The organism is Idiomarina sp. OT37-5b (genome assembly GCF_002968395.1).
GTDB lineage: Bacteria > Pseudomonadota > Gammaproteobacteria > Enterobacterales > Alteromonadaceae > Idiomarina > Idiomarina aquatica.
Window position 1 is genome coordinate 649,704 of record NZ_CP027188.1, and the last position, 22,831, is coordinate 672,534.

Genomic DNA, 22,831 nt, shown 5'->3' on the forward strand with positions numbered 1-22,831 from the left:
CCGTCGGCCTCGATTATTCGTCGCCGTTGGTCTGGCCACCGAACAGGTCGCCTTCAAATTCGGCCAGTTTCGACGCTAACCGCTCAACATCGACTTTATACGAGCCGCTTTCAATTTGCGCTTTGATGCGGTCAACTTTGGCTTGATCGATGCCGCTGCTGCCCATTGCTTTTTCTTGTAAACGGCTCAGCTGCTGCGCTTCTGAGGTCAGCGACACCGAGTCACCGCCGCCACTTTTGGCGGGTGCCGGGCTATTACCCGCGGTGCTACCTGCATCGACCTGACGATTAGTCTTAGTGTCGATGTTGGTGTTTTTTAAACCGTTGTTGTTGATATTAATTGGCATATTCTCTCGCCTCGCTAGATAGAAGTTCTCGTGCCCTTATCGGCTCTTTGCGAGAAACCTTTAATTTTTTTGTGCACTTTCGTTGTTGCCGTTTACAGTTGCACCGTCACTTCGTTTAAACCGGTCACAACCGCTTCTAACGCCTTGTTAGAACGTACGTTTTCAACCGTCACTGATTCACCTTTAAGGCCGTCGGCCAGTGCCTTTCCGGTCGCGGTAATACGCAGTGATTTATTTTTGGCCACTATTGTAACCTTTTCCCCTGAACACACAAGACAGGTATCGCTCGCTTCGATCGGTTGACCCGAGCGAATGCGCTTTTTAATGCGTGCACCGATCAGGGCTTTAGCGTCGGTAAATACGTTCGAGCGAATGCGGTTGATGTCCACTTCGGTGGTGGTCAAATCCGCCTGGGTCACCAAATGACCCGGTGACATCGGTACTGCCGCAGTAATCACCGGCTTATAGCGGTAAATTCGCACCGGCACATAGGTGCGCCAGGCGGTCGGTGCCGTGCATTGAATCTCGACGGTGGTGTAGCTGTCCAGGCCCGAATTGGAGGCAAAACTAACTTGCGGCTGTGAAGCGCAGGTTTTTGCCACCATGCGCGGATCCAAATTGTTGGCGACGATATCCACCCGACCGTTATCCGGTTTAATCACCTGAGCCTGCACAAACTCGTGTGCAAGCGACTGCAGCGCTTTATGATCAAAGCGCTGCGTCGGCTGGTCTTGATCATTCGCAAACGCATTTGAATGAACTATGATCAAAAACAAACTGATTAATAAGCTATTGCGTATTATCATAGTGTAATTCCACTAAGGTTTAATGGTTTTCTGCCGACACATCCTGTACAAAGGAAGAATGTGTAAAGCGTCAACTTTTTGTCGATGACGTCGCGGCACAAAGAACGATTAATAACGAAGCAAAGAGTGTGCCAACAGGCAGGAATGTCACCCAGGGCATGCCAGTAAAGGAGCGAACATGGCCAGTATTCTGGACTCGGTGAATCAACGCACACAAATGGTCGGCCAAAACCGGTTAGAGTTGTTATTGTTCAGACTCTCCGGTAAACAGCGGTTTGGCATTAACGTGTTTAAAGTACGCGAAGTACTGCCATGCCCCAAGTTGACCGCCATGCCGCACCGCAATCGTCTGGTGCGGGGCATCGCTCACATTCGCGGTCAGGCCATTTCAATCATTGATTTAAGCATGGCGACCGGTGGTCCGGAAATTACCGATATTCACAACCGCTTCATTATTATTGCCGAGTACAACCGTACCGTGCAGGGCTTCTTGGTCGGCGGCGTTGACCGCATCATTAACATCAACTGGGAAGAAATCCTGCCGCCGCCGCGCGGTACCGGGCGGGATGCCTACCTGACCGCAGTCACCGAAATCGACAAAGAGCTGGTTGAAATCATCGACGTTGAGCGTATTCTCGCCGACATTACCCCGGTTAACAGCGACATCAGTGAGGAAGTCGCGAATCAGCCGATCAATGTTGCAAAAGACAACCTCACCATTCTCATTACCGATGACTCAGCCGTAGCCCGCGGACAAATCAAGCGGGCCTTGCAGTCCCTTGAAATACCGTTGGAAATAAAGAAAAACGGTAAAGAGGCTCTCGATTGGCTCAAAGAAAAAGCCAAAGAAGTCGACGGCGACGTGCATCCGCACGTACCGGTCATCGTTTCCGACGTGGAAATGCCGGTCATGGATGGCTACACGTTAACCGCAGAAATCAAAGCGGATCCCAAATTAGCAGGCGTTCATGTTATTCTGCACACATCATTAAGCGGTGTTTTTAATCAGGCCATGGTAAAAAAAGTTGGCGCAGACGATTTTATTGCCAAGTTCCACCCTGATGAGCTGGCAACCGCCGTTAAAAAATGGCTTAATGCAACAGCAGACATCGAAATTGAGTAACGGCAACTATGCCGTTGAATAACAAGAACAATGCAGTAGAGAAACGTGATCAATAAAGAACTCAGTCCGGCAGAATACCAGGAGTTTCGACAGTTTTTAGAGCATCAGTGCGGTATCGTACTGGGTGAAAATAAGTTGTATCTGGTTAAAAGTCGTCTCAGTCCGCTGATGACGAAGTTCAATATTGACTCGTTGTCTGAGCTGGTTAAAAAATCGATGAAAATCAGCGAGCGGGCACTGCGCGCCGCCGTCATCGATGCCATGACCACCAACGAAACCCTTTGGTTCCGGGACACGTATCCGTTTGAAATTTTGGCCAACCGGGTGTTACCGGAATTTAAGAATAACTCCGGCCCCGTCAAAATTTGGTCATCGGCCTGTTCATCCGGGCAGGAGCCGTATTCAATGGCGATGACTTACCTGGAGTACAAAGCCAAAAACCCCGGCGCCTTAAAAGGTGGTATCCGCATCACCGCCACCGATATTTCCAATAAAGTGCTGGAACAATGCGCCATCGGCGAGTACGACAGCCTTGCCATAGCCCGCGGCTTATCCGCCGAGCGGCAAAAGAAGTTTTTCACGGAAGGCAGCAAACCCGGCTCGATGAAGGTTAAAGACGACGTAAAAAGTTTCGTCCAGTTCCGCCACCTCAATCTGCTCGACAGCTACGCGCTGCTCGGTAAATTCGATATCATCTTTTGCCGCAACGTGCTGATTTATTTTTCTGCTGACGTAAAGCGGAAAATTATTGCCCAATTCCGGCAATCGCTTAATCCCGGCGGTTATCTTTTCCTCGGCGCTTCTGAGTCCATCTCTGGCCTCACCGAGGAATTTGAAATGATCCGCTGCAACCCGGGAATTATCTACAAAAGGCGCTGACGCGCCTTTCGCCTGGCGCCGCCGCTGGCGGCTTGCTTGGCGGCCTCGCTTCGCTTGGCCTTGCTCGGCGTGCGCTACGCACACTTGCCAGGCGGGGCTATGCCCCTTGCGGTAGGTCGCGCCTTTGGCGCGACTCATCGGCTTGCGGCAAAGGCGCAAGCGACGGAGCCCAAGTTGGCACGATCTCTGCATCATCTCCCACATCGAACCAACGGGAGACGAAAAAATGGCACTTTCCATGGACAAACTCATGGGCATTCAGCAATACACGCTGGGCGTACGCACTCAGCGTGCGGAGATGATTGCCAACAATATCGCTAACGCTGACACCCCCGGCTACAAAGCCAAAGGCCTTGATTTCCAGCAAGCACTGAAACAAGCACAGCGGGGCATGGACAGCTATAAGTTAGCGCGTACCCACGAAAAACACTTCAACGTCGAAATCAAACCCACCGGACAAGAAAAATTCCGCGTACCCACGCAACCCGATACCGGTGACGGCAATACCGTTGATGTGCAGTTGGAACAAAACTTGTATGCACAAAACGCATTGGAATATGAAATGACCATGAACTTTCTCGACGGCCGCATCAAAGGCGTCAAGAAAGCGTTAAGTGGCCAATAGGCGAGGTAAGCAACGATGAGCTTATTTAACATTTTCAACATCAGCGGATCGGCAATGAGTGCGCAGTCAGTGCGCCTCAATACCACCGCCAGTAATTTGGCGAACGCCAACTCCGTGAGTAGCAGCGTGGAAGAAACCTACCGCGCCCGCAACCCGGTCTTTGCAACCGCATTGGCGGATGCCGGCGGTAACTACCGTGGTGACAGCCTGACCAATCAAACTCAGGCCGGGCAAGCCGCTGGTGTCAAAGTAAAAGGCATTGTTGAAAGCCAAAAACCGCTGCAAATCGAATACGCGCCAAATCATCCCATGGCCGATGCAAACGGTTACATTTACCGCTCAAACGTCAACACCATGGAAGAGATGGCCAACATGATTTCCGCTTCGCGTTCCTATCAGACCAACGTGCAAGTAGCGGATACCGCGAAAACTATGACCCAGCGTTTACTGCGCCTCGGTCAGGCCTAACAGGAGATAACCGATGGAAGGCGTAAGCAATAACTCCTATATCGATAACTTACGGTGGCAGAAGGAAGAGCAAACGAAGTATGCCGATCCGGATGAAAACCAAAAGCTTGAGCAGGAAGACTTCTTCAAACTGTTAACGCAACAGTTGAACATGCAGGATCCGACCAAGCCGGTGGAGAACGATCAGATGATCGCTCAGATGACTAGCTTTACGATGGCTGAGGGCATTACCGGGTTACAGGAACAGTTCACCAAGTTCACTGAAAATATGACCTCGAACCAGGCTCTGCAGGCATCAACGTTGGTAGGTCGTAAAGTCTTGGTACCTACGTCAACAGCATCACTTGAACCCGGTGCCGGCGCATCGGGTATGATTGCTGCTCCACAAACCGCTCAAAATGTGCGCTTGAGCATAAAGGATGAGACGGGTGCTGTGGTGCGAACCATTAACCTGGGTGATTTGCCTCAGGGAACAAAAGATTTTGAATGGGACGGACTGGATGATGCCGGCAATGAAGTGCCGGCCGGCAAATACAGCTTTACCGCCAATGGCCGAGTCGGCAACAGCAGTGAAGAGCTCCCGTTACAAATGCACGCCACAGTTCAAAGCGTTAGTACCGGCGGCGACCGCGGCATTGTTTTAAACCTTAAAGGCTTAGGTGGCATCAATTTTGCTGATGTCACAGAGATTGGATAATTAGTGAGGTGACTTATGTCATTTAATATTGCACTTAGCGGCATCAACGCATCACAAAAAGATCTTGATACCACCGCCAACAACATTTCGAACGTTAAAACGACGGGTTTTAAACAGTCCCGCGCAGAATTTGCTGACGTTTACGCAACGAGTATTTTTAATGCCGGTAACACAAAAGTAGGTGACGGTGTATTAACATCGCAAGTTGCTCAGCAGTTCAGTCAGGGAACACTAGACTTTACTGATAACTCGTTAGATATGGCAATCAGTGGTAACGGCTTTTTTGCCACGACCGATGATCTGGGTTCGCGCGATATGACCTATACGCGGTCAGGCGCTTTTAAACTTAATGATGATAAATTCATTGTGGATAACCAGGGCAATTACTTGCAGGGCTATCAGGTTGACCGTAATAGTGGAGCAACCACATCGACAAGTTTAGCGACTACCCAACCTATTCGTATCCCAGATGTAGCTGGCGCGCCTCAAAGTACTAATAACGTATTTACTGCATTTAATGTTGACGCGCGGGTTGCGACGATTGATGGCACAGCGACACCGTTTGACCCTAACGATCCGTCTTCTTATCACAGTTCCACATCGGCGACTGTATATGATTCGTTAGGAGAGTCACATGTACTTTCCACCTACTATGTGAAACGTGCGCCAAACTCTTGGGATATTTATGCGACATTTGACGGTCAGCAAATTGACTTAGGAACAACGCCTGGGGGCACGCCATCTACAGCACCGTCAACGGACAACTATGATGGTTTGAATGTTAGCTTTTTAGGTAACGGCGAACCTGATTTGGCGGCGGGCGAGCAGACTTTTTCGCCCGGAACACTTGACCTGAGTGGCTCCGGCCCGTCTGGTCCCTATTTAGATAATGGTGCTACGGCACAAACGATACAGTTTAATTTCCAAGACCAAACCGGAACCACAACACCAACGCAGTTTGCGTCGGACTATGAGGTAACGTCACTGGATCAAGATGGAACAACCGTAGGCCGACTGACCAATGTTGATATTGGTAAAGACGGTCTAATTGCCGCTACGTATTCAAATGGTGATGTTCAGTACCTCGGGCAAGTTGCACTTGTACGCTTTGCTAATGAGCAAGGTTTGACTCAAATCGGTGGAACCAAATGGCGTCAGAGTCTTGACTCAGGCGAGGCTCTGGCAGGTGAAGCAAATTCCGGTACTTTTGGTTCAATTGAAGCCTCCGCACTGGAAAACTCCAACGTCAACCTGACCAAAGAACTGGTGGACTTGATTTCAGCACAACGTAACTTCCAGGCCAACTCGCGTTCGCTGGAAGTGAATAACACGCTGAACCAGACGATCTTGCAGATCCGGTAGCTCTCGCTTTTAGCGCGAGGGCTTTCGGCTGCGCCGATGCTTTCTTCGGCTACGCGATGCTCTTTGCGACTTCGTCGCGGCTGTTTGTGCCTGCGGCACGGCTGTTTATCGGCTTGCTTCGCTCGCCGATGGCTGTTTAAACATAATGAGGGGCTTGCATTCGCAAGCCCTTTTTTTATTTCTTGCGCTAAAAGCGCAAGCTACTGACACTCCGTAGCTCGCGCTTTTAGCGCGAGGGCTGTATTCGGCGGAGCCGAAAACAGCCGCCACGCAGTGGCCAAAAGCCGTGCCGCAGGCACAAACAACCGCCCGTAGGGCAAACGACCGCGCCGAAGGCGCATGTTGGCACGATGTCTGCATATATCCGACCAAGACGACAAATTTTTGGCTGGAGGTCAGCGATGGACAAAATGCTTTGGATTGGAATGAGCGGCGCAAAAGAAAACATGAACGCCGTCGCCTTGCGCGCCAATAACCTGGCAAACGCCAACACCACAGGGTTTAAAGCCGACTTACAACAAGCTCGCTCCATGCAAGCGTTTGGCGAAGGCTTACCAACCCGCGTGTTCTCGATGACAGAAAGCCCGGGGCAAAACTTTGCCAGCGGCGCACTGCAAACCACCGGCCGTAATCTTGATGTTGCCATCCAGGGGCAGGGCTGGATTGCCGTACAAGACGAAAACGGCAACGAACGCTACACCCGCAATGGCAGTTTAGAAATCGGCCCCGACGGCATGCTGAAAAACGACCGCGGACAGCCGGTTATGGGCGATGCTGGCCCCATCTTTATTCCGATGCCCGTTGATAACCTCACCATCGGTGCCAACGGCAATATATCCATTCGCCCACAAGGCGCACCGGAAGACGCCATGGAACTGGTTGACCGGATCAAACTGGTTAACCCACCCAACGGCAACATCAAAAAGACCAACGACGGCTTGTTTGAGCTGAAAGACGGACAACAGGCCATCGCCGATGCCAACGTAAAACTATCGATAGGCGCGCTGGAAGGCAGTAACGTTAATGCCGTCGAAGAAATGACCCAAATGATCGCACTGCAGCGCCAGTACGAAATGAACGTAAAAATGATGAAAACCGCCGATGAAAACGCCCAGCGAGCTGAATCGCTGATGCGCATCAGCTAATCGGCCGGTAGAGGAGCAACACCATGAACCCAGCATTATGGATCAGTAAAACCGGATTGGACGCGCAGCAGCGCGACATCTCGGTTATCTCAAACAACCTGGCTAACGCCAGTACCGTGGGTTTCAAAAAAAGCCGCGCGGTGTTCGAAGATCTGCTGTATCAAAACATCAACCAGCCCGGTGGCCAGTCAGCGCAAGACGTGGAATTGCCGAACGGTTTGATGATTGGTGCCGGTACCAAGGTGGTGGCCACGCAAAAATCACACACCCAGGGTAACGTACAAACCACCGACAACTCACTGGATGTGATGATTTCCGGCAAGGGCTTCTTCCAGATCCTGATGCCTGACGGCACGGTTTCTTATACTCGCAACGGCCAGTTTTCATTAAATGAAGAAGGGGAAATGGTTACCTCCGGTAACGGTTACCCGCTGGAGCCGGCGATTCAGATCCCAGAAGATGCGATTTCGGTCAGCATTTCTCAGGAAGGCGAAGTAACCGTGCGACAGCCGGGCAATGCCGATAACGCGGTTGTCGGGCAAATCAACTTAGCCAGCTTTATCAATCCAGCCGGTTTAGAACCCATCGGCCAGAATCTGTATAAAGAAACCGCAGTCAGCGGTGCGCCGTTAGAGGCAGTGCCGGGCGTTGATGGCATGGGCACGACCATTCAGGGCGCACTGGAAAGTTCGAACGTTAACGTAACCGAAGAACTGGTTAACCTGATTGAGTCGCAACGGGGCTACGAGATGAACTCGAAAGTGATTTCGTCCGTTGACCAGATGCTCAGTTACATCAGTCAGCAGCTTTAAGATAAACGGAATAGGTGATGTTATGCGTATTGCAGCGTTAATTTTAGCAAGCCTGGTGATGGCCGGTTGTGCCTCGAACCAACCCAAGCCAATGCCGGATGATCCGATGTACGCACCGGTGTTACCCGAAGAGCGGGCGCAACCGGTGGTACCAAACGGTTCCTTGTTTCAGGCGCAGTACGCTGACAGCTTGTATTCTGACATTAAAGCGCGGCGTTTAGGCGATATCATTACCGTTAGCTTGCAGGAACGCACCACCGCCAGTAAATCGTCATCGACCGAAACCACCAAAGACAGCAACACCGAATTGCCGTCGCCGCAGTTGTTTGGTCGCGACGTCAGCATCAACGGCAATCCGCTGTCGGCCAGTTTTGGCGGCACCCGTTCGTTCAGCGGTGAAGGCGATGCCGATCAAAGCAACCAGCTGAACGGCGAAATCACCGTTACCGTGATAAAAACCCTGGCTAACGGCAACCTGATTGTGCGTGGCGAAAAGTGGATGCGGATTAACACCGGCGATGAATACATCCGCCTGACCGGCATGATCCGGCCGCAGGACATCAGTGCCGACAACACCATTCCGTCAACCCGGGTAGCCAACGCGCGGATCGAATACAGCGGTACCGGCACCCTTGCCAACGTGCAGGAACAAGGTTGGTTAACGCGCTTCTTTAACAGCCCCATCTGGCCGTTCTAACGGAGACCTGAACGATGTTACGTTGCATAAAGTTTGTCGTCATTGCAGTGAGTCTGGTGTCCCTGGTATTACCGGCACAGGCTTCTCGCATTAAAGACATCGCCTCGGTAGAAGGCATTCGTGATAACCAGCTGGTTGGCTACGGCCTGGTTGTGGGCCTGCCCGGTACCGGTGAACAGACACCGTTTACCGACCAGACCTTCCGCACCATGCTCGGTAACTTTGGTATTAATGTACCGGCCGGCGAGCGGCCAAAAATTAACAACGTCGCCGCGGTAGCCGTCACCGCCGACATTCCGCCGTTCGCGAAGCCGGGTCAAAAGATTGACGTCACGGTATCCTCGGTGGGCAGCGCCGACAGCCTGACCGGCGGCACCCTGATGCAAACCTTTTTGAAAGGCGCTAACGGCGAAGTCTATGCGGTCGCGCAGGGTAACCTGATTGTCGGAGGCCTTGGTGCTGAAGGCAACGACGGTTCACGGATTGTGATTAATACCCCGACCGTTGGCCGCATCCCAGGCGGTGCCACCGTTGAGCGGGAAATCCGCACCTCTTTTGGCAGCGGCGACTACTTTACTTTTAACCTGCATCAGTCCGATTTCACCACCGCCAAACGCGTCGCTGAAACCATCAACGGTTTGGTCGGTGAGGGCACAGCACAACCGCTGGATGCCACCTCAATTCGGGTTCGTGCACCACGGGATCTGGGCCAACGCGTCAGCTACATGTCGACATTAGAAAACCTCGAAGTGGAACAGGCTCAGGGGGCCGCAAAAATTATTGTTAACGCCCGCACCGGTACCGTCGTGGTCGGACAAAACGTTGAACTGCGCCCGGCCGCCGTCGCCCACGGTAATATGCAGGTGACCATTGCCGAAAACGTTCAGGTCGATCAGCCGAACCCGTTCGGCGACGGTGAAACCGTGGTAACCCCACAAAGCATCATCGATGTGCAGCAAGACGATGCCCGCATGTTCGTGTTCGAACCCGGCACCACATTGAACGACCTGGTACGGGCGGTAAACCAAATCGGCGCCGCACCGGGCGACATGATTGCGGTGTTAGAAGCATTGAAGCAAGCAGGAGCGATTTCCGGTGAGCTCATCGTTATTTAATACCGACGCTGCGCGGCTGTTTGAACTTGCGCCAAAGGCGGGTGTAGGTCGCGCCTCTGGCGCGACGGGTGCGGTGCTGGACAATCACTCGCTGGACGCGCTGCGTAAAGAAGCGTTCGGCGACAATAAAGAACAGGCGCTGCGCGCCGCGGCACAGCAGTTCGAAGCCATATTTTTGAACATGGTGCTTGGCAGCATGCGTAAAGCCAACGACGTGTTTGCCGAAGGTAATATGCTCAACAGCCGCTACGGCAATATGTACCGTGATATGTATGACCAGCAGTTGACCTCGGAATTGTCCTCGCAAGGCTCACTGGGGCTGGCCGACTTGATGGTCAAACAGTTAAGCGGTCAGGCCGGCCTGAACGACGCCCAGCGCTACGGTGCCAATTTAGGTGAAGCGCGCATGGCAAGTAATCCGAAAAGTCATGAACCGGTTGCAACACAAACCCTGTCCGACCAGGGCGGTATCGATGCCGGCTTATATTATGGTAACCAGCGCGTTAACACGGCCAAGCTCAGCGATAGCGAAGCGCGGTTTACTACGCCGCAGGACTTTATCGACGCGATCAAACCGCACGCCGAAAAAGTGGCGGCAGAGCACGGTCTTAATGCCGATGTTCTGGTGGCTCAGGCGGCACTGGAAACGGGCTGGGGCCAGCGTTTAATCCCGGGCCGTCACGGTGGTTCGAGTAACAATTTATTTAATATCAAAGCCGATCAGCGCTGGAACGGTGATAAGTCGCATGTCGCGACATTGGAATTTGACGGCGACGTGGCGAAAAAAGAACGCGCTGCCTTCCGCAGTTACCAAAATGTGGAACAAAGCTTGCAGGACTACGTTGAGTTTATTAAAGGGCATCCGCGCTATCAGCAGGCACTGCAAGTAGCGGATAAACCGGTAGAGTACGCGCGCCAACTGCAACAAGCCGGCTACGCCACCGACCCGCAGTACGCGGATAAGATCCAGGCCGTAATGAATCGGCTAACACCGTAGCTTGCGGCTTCGGCGCAAGAAAAAAAACCGGCAATTTTTTGCCGCCCGGACTAAACCTTTAAACGCCACGGCCGATAACAGAGCCATGAGCATTGGGGAGTAACGAATGAGTTTCGACTTATTAAACATTGGTAAAAACGGCATACTGTCGCATCAGCAAAGTCTGCAGACGACCGGTCAGAATATTAACAATGCCAATACCCCAAGCTATGTGCGTGAACGTACGGAGTATTTGGAATCACAATACGGTGGTTTAGAGCGTGTCCGCGTACAGCGGATGATCGATGAGTTTGCGAATCGCCAGTTGCGTACGGACATCTCAAAAGTCAGTTTTTACGAAGCAAACCTGCAGCAGGCTGAGCAACTCGATACCTTATTAGGTGACAGTACCACCAACGTAGCTTCGTCTATCGAAAACTTTTTTAACACCCTGCAGGACGCAAATAACGATCCGGGTTCTGTAACTGCTCGCCAGTTGGTACTAGCGGAAGCAGACGGTATGGTTACCAAGTTTAATGATTTCTCTTCCTATCTGAACGATCAAAAAACCATTATTAATGAGCGAGTTAAATTATCGACGGATCAAATTAACTCACTCGCTGAGAATATCGGTAATTTGAACGAACGAATTTTTGCTTCGAAAGGCGGAAATAACTCTTTCGGTGATACTAATGCACTGCTTAACCAACGGGATGAAGAACTGCGAAAGCTAGCCGAGCTGGTTGAATTCAGTGTCGTCGAGCGGGACAACGGAGGGCTAAGCGTTAACTTAAAAAATGGTCAACCGCTGGTTTTAGAAGACGGTCGTTTTAATTCGGTGGCAGCAAAGAATAATCCTAATACTGAGCGGCTCGAGTTTGTGTTACAAAAGCAACATGGCAGCGGTTCTAAAAGTGAGTTTTTAGTGCCGGCGGATCAAGTGGGTGGCTCCGTTGGCGGTTACCTTGAGTATCGCGATACGGTGTTGATGCCAACCCAGCGACGCTTAGGGCAACTGGCCGTGCGTATTACGGACAGTTTAAATACTCAAAACCAGAAAGGTCTTGATTTAGATAACCAGTTGGGTCGGAAACTATTTGATTTAACCCAAACGCAAGCATCAGGCTTGGCGTATGAGCAAAACACTGGCTCTGCAAACGTAACCATGTCGGTACTTGAAGGAAATAGCGAATCTTTTCCGTCGGAAAATCTGCAAGTGACTTATGATGCTGCCGACAATGAGTACGATATTGTCGCTGTTGACAGTACCGGGGCGCCCCTTGAAGGCGCTGAGGTTGTTAGTGTCTCGCTGACCGGCGGCAGTGCTGATGTTGTGCGTTACGGTGTGCGTTTGGACGTTACCAATGCAGCTGGTGCGGCAGATGGCGACCGGTTCTTAGTTAAGCCCGCTGAAAGCGCCGCGAGCGAGATCGAACTGGTCGTACGCCGTCCGGAAGATTTAGCGCTTGCGAGCCCGGTGCGTGTTACTGATGATATCGATAATACCGGATCTGCCACGGCTGAATTAAGTCAGATTAATGTACCGGATGAATATTACGACACCACCAATAATACGTTGTTGGGCTCGGCTCCGGCCCGTGTGGAAATTACGGGAAAAAATGGCAACTTGTACGATTTGGAGTTGTTTGACAAAGACGGTAACTCGTTGGGAACCCTTATTAATACCAATGATTTAACTGATATAATAGGTAAAATCGAAGGAGGCGATCCTGACTATGACATCAGTATCGTCGGGGAACCGGCGGTAGGAGATGAGTTTACTATTGCCTATAACGAAAATGGTTTTGACGATAACAGCAACGGCCAGAGGTTGACTGACCTGCAGCGTCAGCAATTGGTGCGTCGGGACGGCGCTGAAGACTATGAACCTACCATGACCTTCAATGAAAGTTACGGCCGGCTGGTATCGGACGTCGGTAGCCGAGTAAGTCAAACTCGTGTATTACGCGACTCTGCGGAAGCCATCAAAGGCCAAACCGAAGCGTTATATGAATCAAAGTCTGGCGTTAACTTAGAAGAAGAAGCAGCCAACTTAATTCAGTATCAACAAGCGTATACAGCATCGGCCAGAATTATCACCACATCGCAAACGATTTTTGACACGTTGTTGCGGTCATTGGGTTAACAGAGGTAATTAACTATGCGTTTAAGTACCAATTTATTCTATCAACGCGCCCAAGATAGCTTGACCTCTTCTCAATCGCGTTTAGATAAAGTTCAACTGCAATTGACAAAGCAAACGCGCATCCTGAGTCCGGCTGATGATCCAATCGGTAACTCTCAGGTATTAGCTTTGGATGAAAAACTCGCACAAAATGCGCAGTTTGACCGTAACTCTGTGACACTCGAAAACAACCTGCGTCGCGAAGAAAGCGTACTGTCGAATATGGTGGATTTTATTCAACGGGCTCGCACACTCGCCGTGAATGCCGGTAACGGTAGCCTTTCCGAGGATAATCGAGAGTCGATTGCACTTGAGTTGCGCAATATTGAACAGGCGATGTTTGACCTTGCAAATGCGCAGGATGAATCTGGTGAGTATATCTTTGCAGGCTTTCAGAACCGTATTCAGCCGATGGAATATAATGACGCTTCTCGGTCATACAGTTATCGCAGCGATGACGGGCAACGTAACATTCAGTTATCGCCGAGCCTTTATTTACCGGCTGGTGATCCCGGCAGCAAGGTTTTTGGAACCTTATCGAAACGGCTTGATGTCGAGTTCACCGCCGGTCAGGGATTCGTTGACGAACTGAAAGCGAGCAACATTGATGACCTGGATACGTATTGGGATTCGGCAAATCCTGATACTCAATCGGCTACTGTTCAAATTACAGCAGGTAATAATTTCCAGGTTGTGAATGCTGGAGGTGCTACATTAGCTTCCGGTACATACACTCCCGGTATGGAAATTGAATTTGAAGGAATCTCAATAAAGACTTCTGAAGATATGGGAGTTGGTGATCAGATAGACTTGAACATTGGAGAACCAGTGTCACGGAATATTCTGACCCAAATAGGTGACTTGGCCGCTTCTCTTGAGGGCTCTGCCGATAATACACCAGAATATTTTAGAGAAGAAATAGCGAGTTCACTGACTGCGTTCGATGAAGCGATTTCTAGCTTGACGAATACTCAGGGAAAAGTTGGTGCGCGATTGAACGTTCTGGAAAATACTAAGTTGAGTAACGCTGACCTGGAGATCGTAAACAAAAAAGCTCGTGCCGATATCTCGGATGTTGATTACTCAACAGCTGTAACTGATCTGATAAAAAACGAAACCATCTATTCTGCGGCACAACAAGTGTTTACCCGCGTGTCGCGTTTGAGTTTATTTGATTATCTATGATATTGGGTCTCGCGTCTTTGTTCTGTAACTCGCGCTCCTAGCGCGAGTTGTCTTTTTACCAAAAAAATTAAAAAAATCCTAAAGCTCCCTAAAACCCTGCCGATATGATTCACGAGAGGAAAATTTAACCAGGCGAAACACGAAGCCAAAACGATTCCTCCAGCTTGGCAACAACGATTGAATCCAAGCTTAGGCTAGAAAACTGAGGAGCATTATTATGCCATTATATGTAAACACTAACGTCAGCTCATTGAACGCACAGCGTCAGCTGATCAGCTCAGGTAACTCGCTTGACCAAGCATTCGAACGTTTGTCGTCAGGCTTCCGTATCAACAGCGCATCTGATGACGCTGCTGGTCTACAAATCTCAAACCGACTTGACTCACAGGTCAACGGACTTAACCAAGGTAACCGTAACGCGAACGACGGTATCTCTCTGGCTCAAACCGCTGAAGGTGCGTTAGACGAAATTACTAACAGTTTCCAACGTGTCCGTACACTAGCTCAGCAGGCTGCTAACGGTTCTAACACTGATGAAGATCGTGTGGCAATTCAAGAAGAAATTGATGCCCTAATGACCGAAGTTAACCGTATTGCGAGTGATACTACTTTTGGTGGTCAAAACTTACTAGATGGTAGTTACTCAGCTAACTTCCAAGTAGGCGCCGATGCTAACCAGACTATCGGTATTACCATGACTGAGGTTGGAGGATCTGATGCCTCAATCAGCGCAAACAATGGCTTTACTTTATCGGGTATTGCCGGAGTTGCGTCTGTGGTAACTGGTGACCAAGTTTCAACTATTGTTGGCTCTGATTATGCTGCGGATGCCGATAACGCGACTTTCGCTAGCATGTTTGTATCAGGTACTATTTCTGTAACGTCAGAAGCTAATGCTCAGGTCGTTTTAGCAGGTATGGACTCACTGGTTGCGGTAGTTGATAAGAAACGTGCTGAGCTGGGTGCGACCCAGAACCGTTTCCAATCAACGATTCGTAACCAAGGGAATGTTTCTGAAAACCTGAGTGAAGCAAAATCACGTATTAAAGATGCTGACTTTGCGGCTGAAACTGCAAAACTGACTCAGGCTCAGATTCTGCAGCAGGCTTCTCAGACTATCCTTGCGCAGGCTAACCAGCGTCCACAGGCTGCCCTGCAGTTACTTGGATAATCTCTTCCGAGATAATCAGTTTACGCTTAAAAACTGGAGCTTTTTGGCTCCGGTTTTTTTATGTTTAAAAAAAGTACAAAAAATTCTAAAGTTTCTCTCAATGGTTTCCGATAACAAACAAGGATAAATGTTTTAAGCTCATTTTTGTGCTTAAATAATGAAAACGGAATAATGGTGACCATTATGGCTGAACTAAAAATTGATAGTTCTCCAGTTGCTTATAATGCATTGTCAGAGAAAAGCTTTCCCTCGCAAGAAAAGAAAGAGAAGGTCATTGATACTGTTCAGCAAGTTAAGCAAGAAGAACAGGTAAAGAGAGAAGATTCCAAAAATGATAAACAGTCCGTAGCCGATGTTGTCGAAGAGATGAACCGCTCTGACGCAATTCGAAACACCAGTCTTCAGTTTATTTTTGAGGAAGAGGGTGAACCGCTAGTCGTCAAAGTTATAGATAAAGAGAGTGGAGATACAATTCGGCAAATTCCATCTGAGCTGGCGGTGAAACTTTCTAAAGCTTTGGATGAAATGGCCGACAAAGAGGCTGAGCGTTCGGGGTTTTTGCTCGATCAGAAGATTTAATTTAGCGAGAGAGGAGAACTACTATGCCCTTATTTTCATCAGCAGGTGTAGGTTCTGGTTTAGACCTTGAGTCTATTATCAAGTCGACAGTAGCAGCTAGTGACCAGCCCAAGCAAGTTCAATTTGCCAAGGCAGAAAGACGCTACTCTACCGAGTTATCTTCATTAGGGTCGGTAAAGTCTGCTCTCTCTAAATTAGACGATGTTATGGCTAAGTTAGCGAACCCTGATGAGTTTGCGAAGCGGACAGCTACTATTACGCAGCCTGCATCGGGTGACATTATTTCTTTCTCTGCTGGTAACGAGGCCACTTCTGGAACTTTTGATATTGCAGTTAATCAGCTTGCTCAAGGCTCCCGAGCTGTTTCGACCGACGGTGCATTTACCTCAGCTGATGATGTGATTACCTCCCAGGCAAGCACGTTAACTTTTGGGGCTGGAACAGAGAGCTTTTCAGTATCAGTAGATGCCAATGCCACACTCGAAGATATTCGTCAGGCGATTAATGAATCAGCCGATAATTTTGGCGTAACCGCGAATATTATTAATACAGGTAGTGAGGCGAAGCTGGTTTACAACTCAGAAGTGACGGGCGCTGGTAATGACCTAGAAGTGACTAACGATAATGCAGAACTAGATGCGTTGTCGACAGTAGCTAATGGCGGTGGTGCCGGCGGTATGACAATTGCAGCGGGCGATGAAGCAATGGATGCTGAAATAGTAATTGACGGAATTGTCGCCACAAATAGTACTAACACCTTTAAAGATGTGATCCAAGGATCCACGGTAACAGCCGAAGCAGTAGGTGAGGCCGGTGAAAATGCAGTAGTAGAGGTTGGGCGTGACAGAGAAGGTGTGACTAAACTTGTCGACGAATTTATTAAGAGTTACAACACCGTAATCGATGTAATGAACAAAGCAACTGCTACAGGCGCTCCCTTGCAAGCTGACGCGACAATGCGTGGGCTGGAGCGGCAAATGGCAAGCACGTTAACCAGCAAAGTCGCTAATGCCGGTGATTTTGAGACTTTATTTGATATTGGCATTAGTATGAATGACGAAGGTAAGCTGGAAAAAACAAATGTCGTTCGTAGCTTTGATGAGGCACTTGATCAGGATATTGATTCCGTTGCTAAGGTTTTCTCCAGCGCCGAAGGTTTTGCTAGTCAGTTTGAAGGATTGATGGATAACTACATTGACTCGCGAGGTGCTATCACTTTTCGTGAGAAAGCACTGAACGAAAACTTGGATCGTCTTGATGATTCTCGCGAGTCCCACCAATATAGAATGGAGCAGTTAGAGGCTCGGCTTCGCGAAAAGTATACTGGTTTGGATACGATGTTGGCACAAATGCAAAGCACTCAGCAATATTTATCTGCTCAGCTTTCAAACCTTCCTGGTTTTGGTGGTAAAGATTAATCGAGCGTTGGAGGAGTAGAAATGAATAAGAAGTTAAAAGGTTACACCCAAGGTTCATTAAGGGCTCGGGTAGCGGGCGCAGACCCTTACCAGTTGGTGCAAATGCTGATGGCCGGTGCAATTGAAAACATTAGCTATGCAAAAGGCGCTATTCAGCGTGATGATCTGGAAAATAAAAGCGTTTATATTAGTAAAGCTTTAGCCATTATTGAGTCTTTACGAGCCAGCCTTGAAATGGATAATGGTGGCGAAGTTGCTGAAAATCTGAACGATTTGTATTTGTACATGACTGAAAGGTTGTCTGATGCATCGGTAAGTAAAGATGTAAATGTTTTGGATGAAGTAAGCAGTCTGTTAAAACAAATAAAGTCAGCGTGGGATGCTATTCCGGTGTCAGAGCGCACAGTTGCCGTTAGTCAATTAGAGCAAGCTCAGGCGAGTGGTCTGTAAAAATGACAGAAGACCTAAGCAGTCTATCGCTCGAAAAGCTTCTGCTTAAGCTGAAAGACGAGGAGCTTAGCGAGCGAGAGTGTTCTGTTATCATGCAATGCTTGCCTGACAAAATGTCAGCGCTGATGAGCAATGATGAATTCACGGACGAAGAGAAAGGTAATACTATTGTCAGTTTTCAACGGGCAATAGAGCCACATAAACAGAAATTTGAGCTTGAGCACAAAGAGGCTCGGGAAGCTCTTACGAAGTTAAGTACCGGCAAAAAAACCATCCGGAATTATCAAGATATTAAGCCGGAATAACGTTGCTTAAACATGCTTTTCATCGTACGCTTGGTGCTATAACCCGTTAGTAAGACTCAGCATGAAGTCAATAGAAGAACAACTTGCCAAACTCATTAGCTCTGCGGAAACTCTAAAAAAATTATTTGAGCGCGAACAGCAGTTTGCACAACACGCAGAAAAAAGGTTTGTAAAAAATTTACAAGCATTTCGTGAATATTATCCTCAAGTTGCTGACTCAATCGAAGCGTATAAATCAGATAATCCTTTAGAATTATTTGTTACTAAGACGGGGCTTGGCAATATTCGTGAGCGTTCCTCTGGAATTCCAATATATGGCGATGATCCAGAGGCTCAAGTTGAAGAGCAGGTTAATCGTCAGTTAAGCACGCCTCAAGTTAATCATATTGATTTTTCTGAATTTGGCAGCGCCCCAGAGGACGATGAACGCGTACATGTTCGATATATTAGAAAGTTAGGCCATGTAGTTAAAAACTTAGGACAGACCGAAAAGCTAACATCTATTGGCGAGTATTTCCCTACAGCCGTGATTTTTGGGTTAGGCTTGGGGTATCACATTCCTAAACTGGTTAGCCGAGTAAAATTTGATTACGTTTACATAGTAGAGCCAGAATTCGAACACTTCTACCTTAGCCTGTTCTGTACTGACTGGGCTGCAGTACTTGAACAAGTCAATGAGCATAGGAGCGTACTTGTCTTTCATTTAGGCGCCAGTTACCAGAACTTTATTGACGATCTTTATGCGGTTAGTAAGGAAGTGGGTGCTTACTCTTTGACAAAATGCTTTTTATACCGTCATTTTGATACCCCGTCAGTGAATGAATTGATTAAGCAGTTTGTTGAGCGATTATTTGAAATCCATGGAGGTTATGGGTTTTATAATGACGCAACAACTGGACTGGCGCATACGGTTATAAATGCAGAGCGAGGTTTTAATATGTTGGCGAGGTCAGCGTTTACCAGCCAACGTTACGGTCGTTATCCTATCTACATTGTGGGTAATGGACCATCTCTGGATGCCTCCATGGATTTTATAAAAGAAACTCAGGATCAAGCGATAATTATTGCTGCGGGGACAGCGCTGCAGACACTCATGAAGAATGGGATTACACCAGACTTCCATACCTTGGTAGAGCGACCATATACGACCTACGAAGCTCTTATCAATACTCAGCCAGAGCAGGGTTATGATAAAGTAAATTTGTTAACCATGACGCTGATTTATCCAGAAGTGACTAAGCTCTACAATTGGGTTGGGATGGCTGGGAAAGGCAATGAAGCAGCGACTGCCTTTTTGAATAAATGCATGCTAGCAAAACTGCGTATAGGCATTACAGGGCTTCCTTTTAGTAATCCTATGGTATCCAATGCGGCTTTATCTTACGCAGTGAGTCTGGGATTTAAGCAACTTTATATGTTTGGTGTCGATAACGGTTATGCCGACGACGGACAACATCACTCTAAGCACAGTGATTATTATAAAGGGAATTTAAAAAAAGTCGTTCAACATGAAGCTAAGATTGAGTTGAAAGGTAACTTTGGTGGTACAGTCAAAAGTACCAACCTGTTAGCCATCTCATCCCAACAGATGGGCCGATTGCTGGGCATGCCTAATCTGGAGTCTGTTGAGTGTTATAACGTGTCAAACGGTGCTCACGTTGAACATGCTCTGCCACTTCGCCCCGAACTGGTATTGCCTGATTTCCAGTCAGTTAACAAAGCCGATGTTATTCAGTTCATAAAGGAACAACAGTTCCAGAGTATACAAGTTGATGACTTTGAAGAGCGAATAGATTTCAAAGTGTTTTCTGCAGTTTGTGACGATTTGATTGAAATTGGTGAAAGACCGATTCAGTCTCGCTCAGAAGCAACGGATATACTGCGGCGTCAATCAAATTACCTGAAGGCGTACTCGAAAACCGAATATGAATACATTTACCATATGTTATCCGGCGAACTCTTATATTTTCATTGCCCAATGCTGTCAGTCTTGTTTAGTAAGAATGAAGAGGCTGATTGTCTGGAAGCCTTCCATGAGTTAATGGCGTTATGGATCGCATTTTTACAGGAAGTAAAACAGACATTCCATGAAGACTGGCGAACGCTATGTGATATTCGATTATAGGGTAAAGCCATCATCAATGGTTAAATTGGTTCCGTTGATATAATTAGCTTCGTCCGATAGTAAAAAAGTAATGCTTCCGCAGATGTCTTTAGCGCTTAGCATTCCATGACCTAAGGTTTTACTTTTATAAGCGTTTAGGAATGTTTCCGGTTGACCGTTCTCGATGCCACCGGGGGACACACAGTTCACGCGAAAGTCTGAATCGTTAATGTATTTTGAAAAGTATTTGGCCAGATGAATTAATCCAGATTTAACGGCTGCATACTCTACCGGCATCGTCATTGACGTTCCCTCGTAGATTGAAAAGTCTGGAGCTTTAATGCCATAAATAGAGCTTAAAAGTACAACCGATAGTGGTTTTTGTCGTGACTTAAAGTGTCTTGCTGCGAGCTTCAACAAGCTAAAACAGGAGCCCAACTGGAGAGCAACATTTTCATTGAATGAGGAGGTGGAGACTTCCAGCGCATCGGTACCATATTGACTATTTCTTGGGTAAGCGCAATTTACGATACCATCAATATTAGGGTATTGAGTTAGTAATTGCCCTATATCGGTTTCCGAAGTGATGTCACAAACGTGGGTGATGACTTTAGCAGAGGTCGACTCATCAGAGGTTATGTCTGCGGCAATAACTCGCCCGTTTTTCTGAGCAATGTGTTGCACCACAGCCTGACCAATAAGGCCTTTTGCCCCCAGCACTAAGATTGTTTTTCCTGACAGCATTAGGTTTGCTCCGTCATTAACAGCTCTGCAAATTTAAAATCGATAATATCATCAATATCAACGGCCCGCTCTCTGGGCACTTCTATTGCGGTGGCTTTACCGTCAAAGAGTCCTTTTGCGTTCAACACAAAATCTGTCGTTGCTGCATAAACACAAGTTGTTATGTTGTATGCTTTAGGCGCATCCTGGCGTCGAATAATTTTGTTTTCTGAGTCAATCATTAATCTCGCATATTGCTCATCATCTAAGGTGACCATATTAAAACAGGGATGATGATTAGAGGGGGTAACCGATAGGCAGATATCCGCATCGGACTGTTTTAGTCTGAAGATAGCTGAATTAACATCAGCAACAGTCGTTAAGGGACTTGTTGCCGGCAGACTGACAAATGTTTCGAAAGCTCCCGTATGCTGCGTCACCCAGGTTATGGCATGCTGCCAGGATAGCCACTCCGGACTTTCATCAGTGGCAAGTTCTTTTGGACGGTCAATAACTTTAGCTCCGCCTTTGCGTGCAACATAAGCGATATCGACATCATCAGTTGATACATAGATGTCATCAATAAGCTCACTAGTCTGAGCGCAATCAATTGAATATTGAATTAAAGGTTTATTACACAGTGGCTTGATATTTTTTCCCGGAAGCCCTTTAGAGCCCCCTCGTGCAAAGACGAAAGCAATAGTTTTAGACATTTTGGGCGCGCTCTCTAATACGTTGAATGATGTGTAAAACCTCAAGTCCTTCGTTTAGGGTAACCGTGTTTTGCTTTTGAGCGGTGAAGTCACTGAGCATATCCAGATACATATTGTTCTTGTCGTACTGGTAGCCATCAAAGAGAGTCTTAACGCCGTTAGCATCAAATTGAGTGATAGTGTTGGCTATCAAGTCCCACTCGATTCGCGCTTTTTCGGCAATGATAGTGCATTTTCGATGAGGTCTTTTTTGTAACAAGTCTAGGTGAACTGTGCCTATTGCGTCATTTTTCAGTTTTATCTGGGCATCGACAATTTCTTCAACGTTGGTCTTTAGCTCTTGTGAGCAACGTAGTGAAGCAGACAAAACCTGATCGACCCCGAACAGCCAATTGATGTAATCGAGTTCGTGGCTTAGTTCGTTTAGTGCGCCGCCGCCCAGATCTGAACGTGCCGACACTGATTGAGTGTAATCGGTGTCGGGACGCCAGTCGGGCAGATACTGACCGACTTCTGCGTTGACGTTGTATATTTGACCTAGTTGCTTCTGCTCAATTAACTGTTTCATAAATTGAGCAGAAGGCAGGTACCTCAAACAATATGCGACTCCGACCAATTTATTCTTACTTGAGTTCAACGAGTCGATGAAATGCAGGCCATGAGCGTAGTCTTGCGCCAGCGGCTTTTCGACTAGCGTTGGTATATTTAAATAAAGACAATGACTGGCGTGCGCTATATGAAAATTAGCGGGTGAAGCGACAATAGCAAGCTCAAAAGAGGAATCCAGTTCTTCAAGCGTAATTAGAAGATCCGCATCTGCCGGGCACGATGTGTTGCCACTGCCGGAACGGATAGCGCAGACCGTCACTTTAGGGAACAAATTTTTGATATTACGCATATGGCGTTGCCCAATATTACCGCAACCAATAACTGCCGCTTTCTTCATA

The 22,831-nt window shown here is 48.1% G+C and carries 24 protein-coding genes; 19 read left to right on the top strand and 5 right to left on the bottom strand.

Annotation, left to right across the window (positions count from 1 at the left end; genetic code table 11):
- Positions 1–13: 13 nt before the first annotated feature.
- Together flgM and flgA are read right to left on the bottom strand one after the other, a co-directional pair.
- Entirely contained in the window at positions 14–346 is a 333-nt protein-coding gene (gene flgM / locus C5610_RS02895) for a flagellar biosynthesis anti-sigma factor FlgM (protein WP_105305816.1), read from the bottom strand.
- A gap of 92 nt (positions 347–438) precedes the next feature.
- The gene (gene flgA, locus C5610_RS02900; protein WP_105305817.1) at positions 439–1,152 is read right to left on the bottom strand and encodes a flagellar basal body P-ring formation chaperone FlgA; all 714 of its coding nucleotides are present in this window, start codon (positions 1,150–1,152) and stop codon (positions 439–441) included.
- 178 nt (positions 1,153–1,330) lie between these two features.
- Between flgA and C5610_RS02905 the strand changes: the two genes are divergently transcribed.
- The 19 genes from C5610_RS02905 (at position 1,331) to C5610_RS02995 (ending at position 20,469) form a co-directional block, all read left to right on the top strand.
- Positions 1,331–2,275 (top strand): chemotaxis protein CheV, encoded by a 945-nt coding sequence (locus C5610_RS02905; RefSeq protein ID WP_105305818.1) that lies wholly within the window; start codon positions 1,331–1,333, stop codon positions 2,273–2,275.
- Between the two features lie 45 nt (positions 2,276–2,320).
- Positions 2,321–3,154 (top strand): CheR family methyltransferase, encoded by an 834-nt coding sequence (locus C5610_RS02910; protein ID WP_105305819.1) that lies wholly within the window; start codon positions 2,321–2,323, stop codon positions 3,152–3,154.
- A gap of 226 nt (positions 3,155–3,380) precedes the next feature.
- Positions 3,381–3,779 carry a flagellar basal body rod protein FlgB gene (flgB, locus tag C5610_RS02915; RefSeq protein WP_105305820.1) on the top strand — a complete coding sequence of 133 codons (399 nt, stop codon included), beginning with the start codon at positions 3,381–3,383 and terminating at the stop codon, positions 3,777–3,779.
- Positions 3,780–3,794: 15 nt separating this feature from the next.
- Positions 3,795–4,247: a flagellar basal body rod protein FlgC gene (gene flgC, locus C5610_RS02920; protein ID WP_105305821.1), complete on the top strand. Its 453-nt coding sequence runs from the start codon at positions 3,795–3,797 to the stop codon at positions 4,245–4,247.
- A 13-nt stretch (positions 4,248–4,260) separates the two neighbouring features.
- Entirely contained in the window at positions 4,261–4,944 is a 684-nt protein-coding gene (locus C5610_RS02925; protein ID WP_105305822.1) for a flagellar hook assembly protein FlgD, read from the top strand.
- Between the two features lie 15 nt (positions 4,945–4,959).
- Positions 4,960–6,306, top strand: coding sequence for a flagellar hook protein FlgE (gene flgE, locus C5610_RS02930; protein ID WP_105305823.1), 1,347 nt, complete (start codon positions 4,960–4,962; stop codon positions 6,304–6,306).
- A gap of 401 nt (positions 6,307–6,707) precedes the next feature.
- A complete protein-coding gene (gene flgF / locus C5610_RS02935; RefSeq protein ID WP_105305824.1) occupies positions 6,708–7,451 on the top strand; it encodes a flagellar basal-body rod protein FlgF in 744 nt (247 codons plus the stop codon).
- Positions 7,452–7,474: 23 nt separating this feature from the next.
- Entirely contained in the window at positions 7,475–8,263 is a 789-nt protein-coding gene (flgG, locus tag C5610_RS02940; RefSeq protein WP_105305825.1) for a flagellar basal-body rod protein FlgG, read from the top strand.
- A 22-nt stretch (positions 8,264–8,285) separates the two neighbouring features.
- Entirely contained in the window at positions 8,286–8,960 is a 675-nt protein-coding gene (gene flgH, locus C5610_RS02945) for a flagellar basal body L-ring protein FlgH (protein WP_105305826.1), read from the top strand.
- A gap of 14 nt (positions 8,961–8,974) precedes the next feature.
- Positions 8,975–10,075: a flagellar basal body P-ring protein FlgI gene (locus C5610_RS02950; RefSeq protein WP_105305827.1), complete on the top strand. Its 1,101-nt coding sequence runs from the start codon at positions 8,975–8,977 to the stop codon at positions 10,073–10,075.
- Positions 10,056–11,072, top strand: a complete 1,017-nt coding sequence (gene flgJ, locus C5610_RS02955) for a flagellar assembly peptidoglycan hydrolase FlgJ (protein ID WP_105305828.1) — start codon at positions 10,056–10,058, stop codon at positions 11,070–11,072. The genes C5610_RS02950 and flgJ overlap by 20 nt, the downstream gene beginning before the upstream one ends.
- Before the next feature lie 106 nt (positions 11,073–11,178).
- Complete coding sequence (gene flgK, locus C5610_RS02960) at positions 11,179–13,197, top strand: flagellar hook-associated protein FlgK (protein ID WP_105305829.1); 2,019 nt, start codon at positions 11,179–11,181, stop codon at positions 13,195–13,197.
- A gap of 15 nt (positions 13,198–13,212) precedes the next feature.
- Positions 13,213–14,421 (top strand): flagellar hook-associated protein FlgL, encoded by a 1,209-nt coding sequence (flgL, locus tag C5610_RS02965; protein WP_105305830.1) that lies wholly within the window; start codon positions 13,213–13,215, stop codon positions 14,419–14,421.
- A gap of 217 nt (positions 14,422–14,638) precedes the next feature.
- On the top strand, positions 14,639–15,592 hold the full coding sequence (locus C5610_RS02970; RefSeq protein ID WP_105305831.1) for a flagellin: 954 nt from the start codon (positions 14,639–14,641) through the stop codon (positions 15,590–15,592).
- A gap of 183 nt (positions 15,593–15,775) precedes the next feature.
- Positions 15,776–16,171, top strand: coding sequence for a flagellar protein FlaG (locus tag C5610_RS02975; RefSeq protein ID WP_158682647.1), 396 nt, complete (start codon positions 15,776–15,778; stop codon positions 16,169–16,171).
- Positions 16,172–16,194: 23 nt separating this feature from the next.
- Positions 16,195–17,589: a flagellar filament capping protein FliD gene (fliD, locus tag C5610_RS02980; RefSeq protein ID WP_105305833.1), complete on the top strand. Its 1,395-nt coding sequence runs from the start codon at positions 16,195–16,197 to the stop codon at positions 17,587–17,589.
- Positions 17,590–17,610: 21 nt separating this feature from the next.
- Positions 17,611–18,039 (top strand): flagellar export chaperone FliS, encoded by a 429-nt coding sequence (fliS, locus tag C5610_RS02985; RefSeq protein ID WP_105305834.1) that lies wholly within the window; start codon positions 17,611–17,613, stop codon positions 18,037–18,039.
- A gap of 2 nt (positions 18,040–18,041) precedes the next feature.
- Positions 18,042–18,344 carry a hypothetical protein gene (locus tag C5610_RS02990; protein ID WP_105305835.1) on the top strand — a complete coding sequence of 101 codons (303 nt, stop codon included), beginning with the start codon at positions 18,042–18,044 and terminating at the stop codon, positions 18,342–18,344.
- A 61-nt stretch (positions 18,345–18,405) separates the two neighbouring features.
- The gene (locus tag C5610_RS02995; protein ID WP_105305836.1) at positions 18,406–20,469 is read left to right on the top strand and encodes a 6-hydroxymethylpterin diphosphokinase MptE-like protein; all 2,064 of its coding nucleotides are present in this window, start codon (positions 18,406–18,408) and stop codon (positions 20,467–20,469) included.
- Here C5610_RS02995 and C5610_RS03000 read toward each other — a convergent pair.
- Genes C5610_RS03000 through C5610_RS03010 form a run of 3 tightly spaced genes read right to left on the bottom strand, consistent with a single transcriptional unit; the run spans position 20,464 to position 22,830 of the window.
- On the bottom strand, positions 20,464–21,192 hold the full coding sequence (locus C5610_RS03000) for an oxidoreductase (RefSeq protein ID WP_105305837.1): 729 nt from the start codon (positions 21,190–21,192) through the stop codon (positions 20,464–20,466). The two genes, C5610_RS02995 and C5610_RS03000, sit on opposite strands and share 6 nt — an antisense overlap.
- A complete protein-coding gene (locus C5610_RS03005) occupies positions 21,192–21,884 on the bottom strand; it encodes a cytidylyltransferase domain-containing protein (RefSeq protein WP_105305838.1) in 693 nt (230 codons plus the stop codon). Before C5610_RS03005 ends, C5610_RS03000 begins: the two co-directional genes overlap by 1 nt.
- Entirely contained in the window at positions 21,877–22,830 is a 954-nt protein-coding gene (locus C5610_RS03010; protein ID WP_105305839.1) for a Gfo/Idh/MocA family protein, read from the bottom strand. The genes C5610_RS03005 and C5610_RS03010 overlap by 8 nt, the downstream gene beginning before the upstream one ends.
- Position 22,831 lies beyond the last annotated feature (1 nt).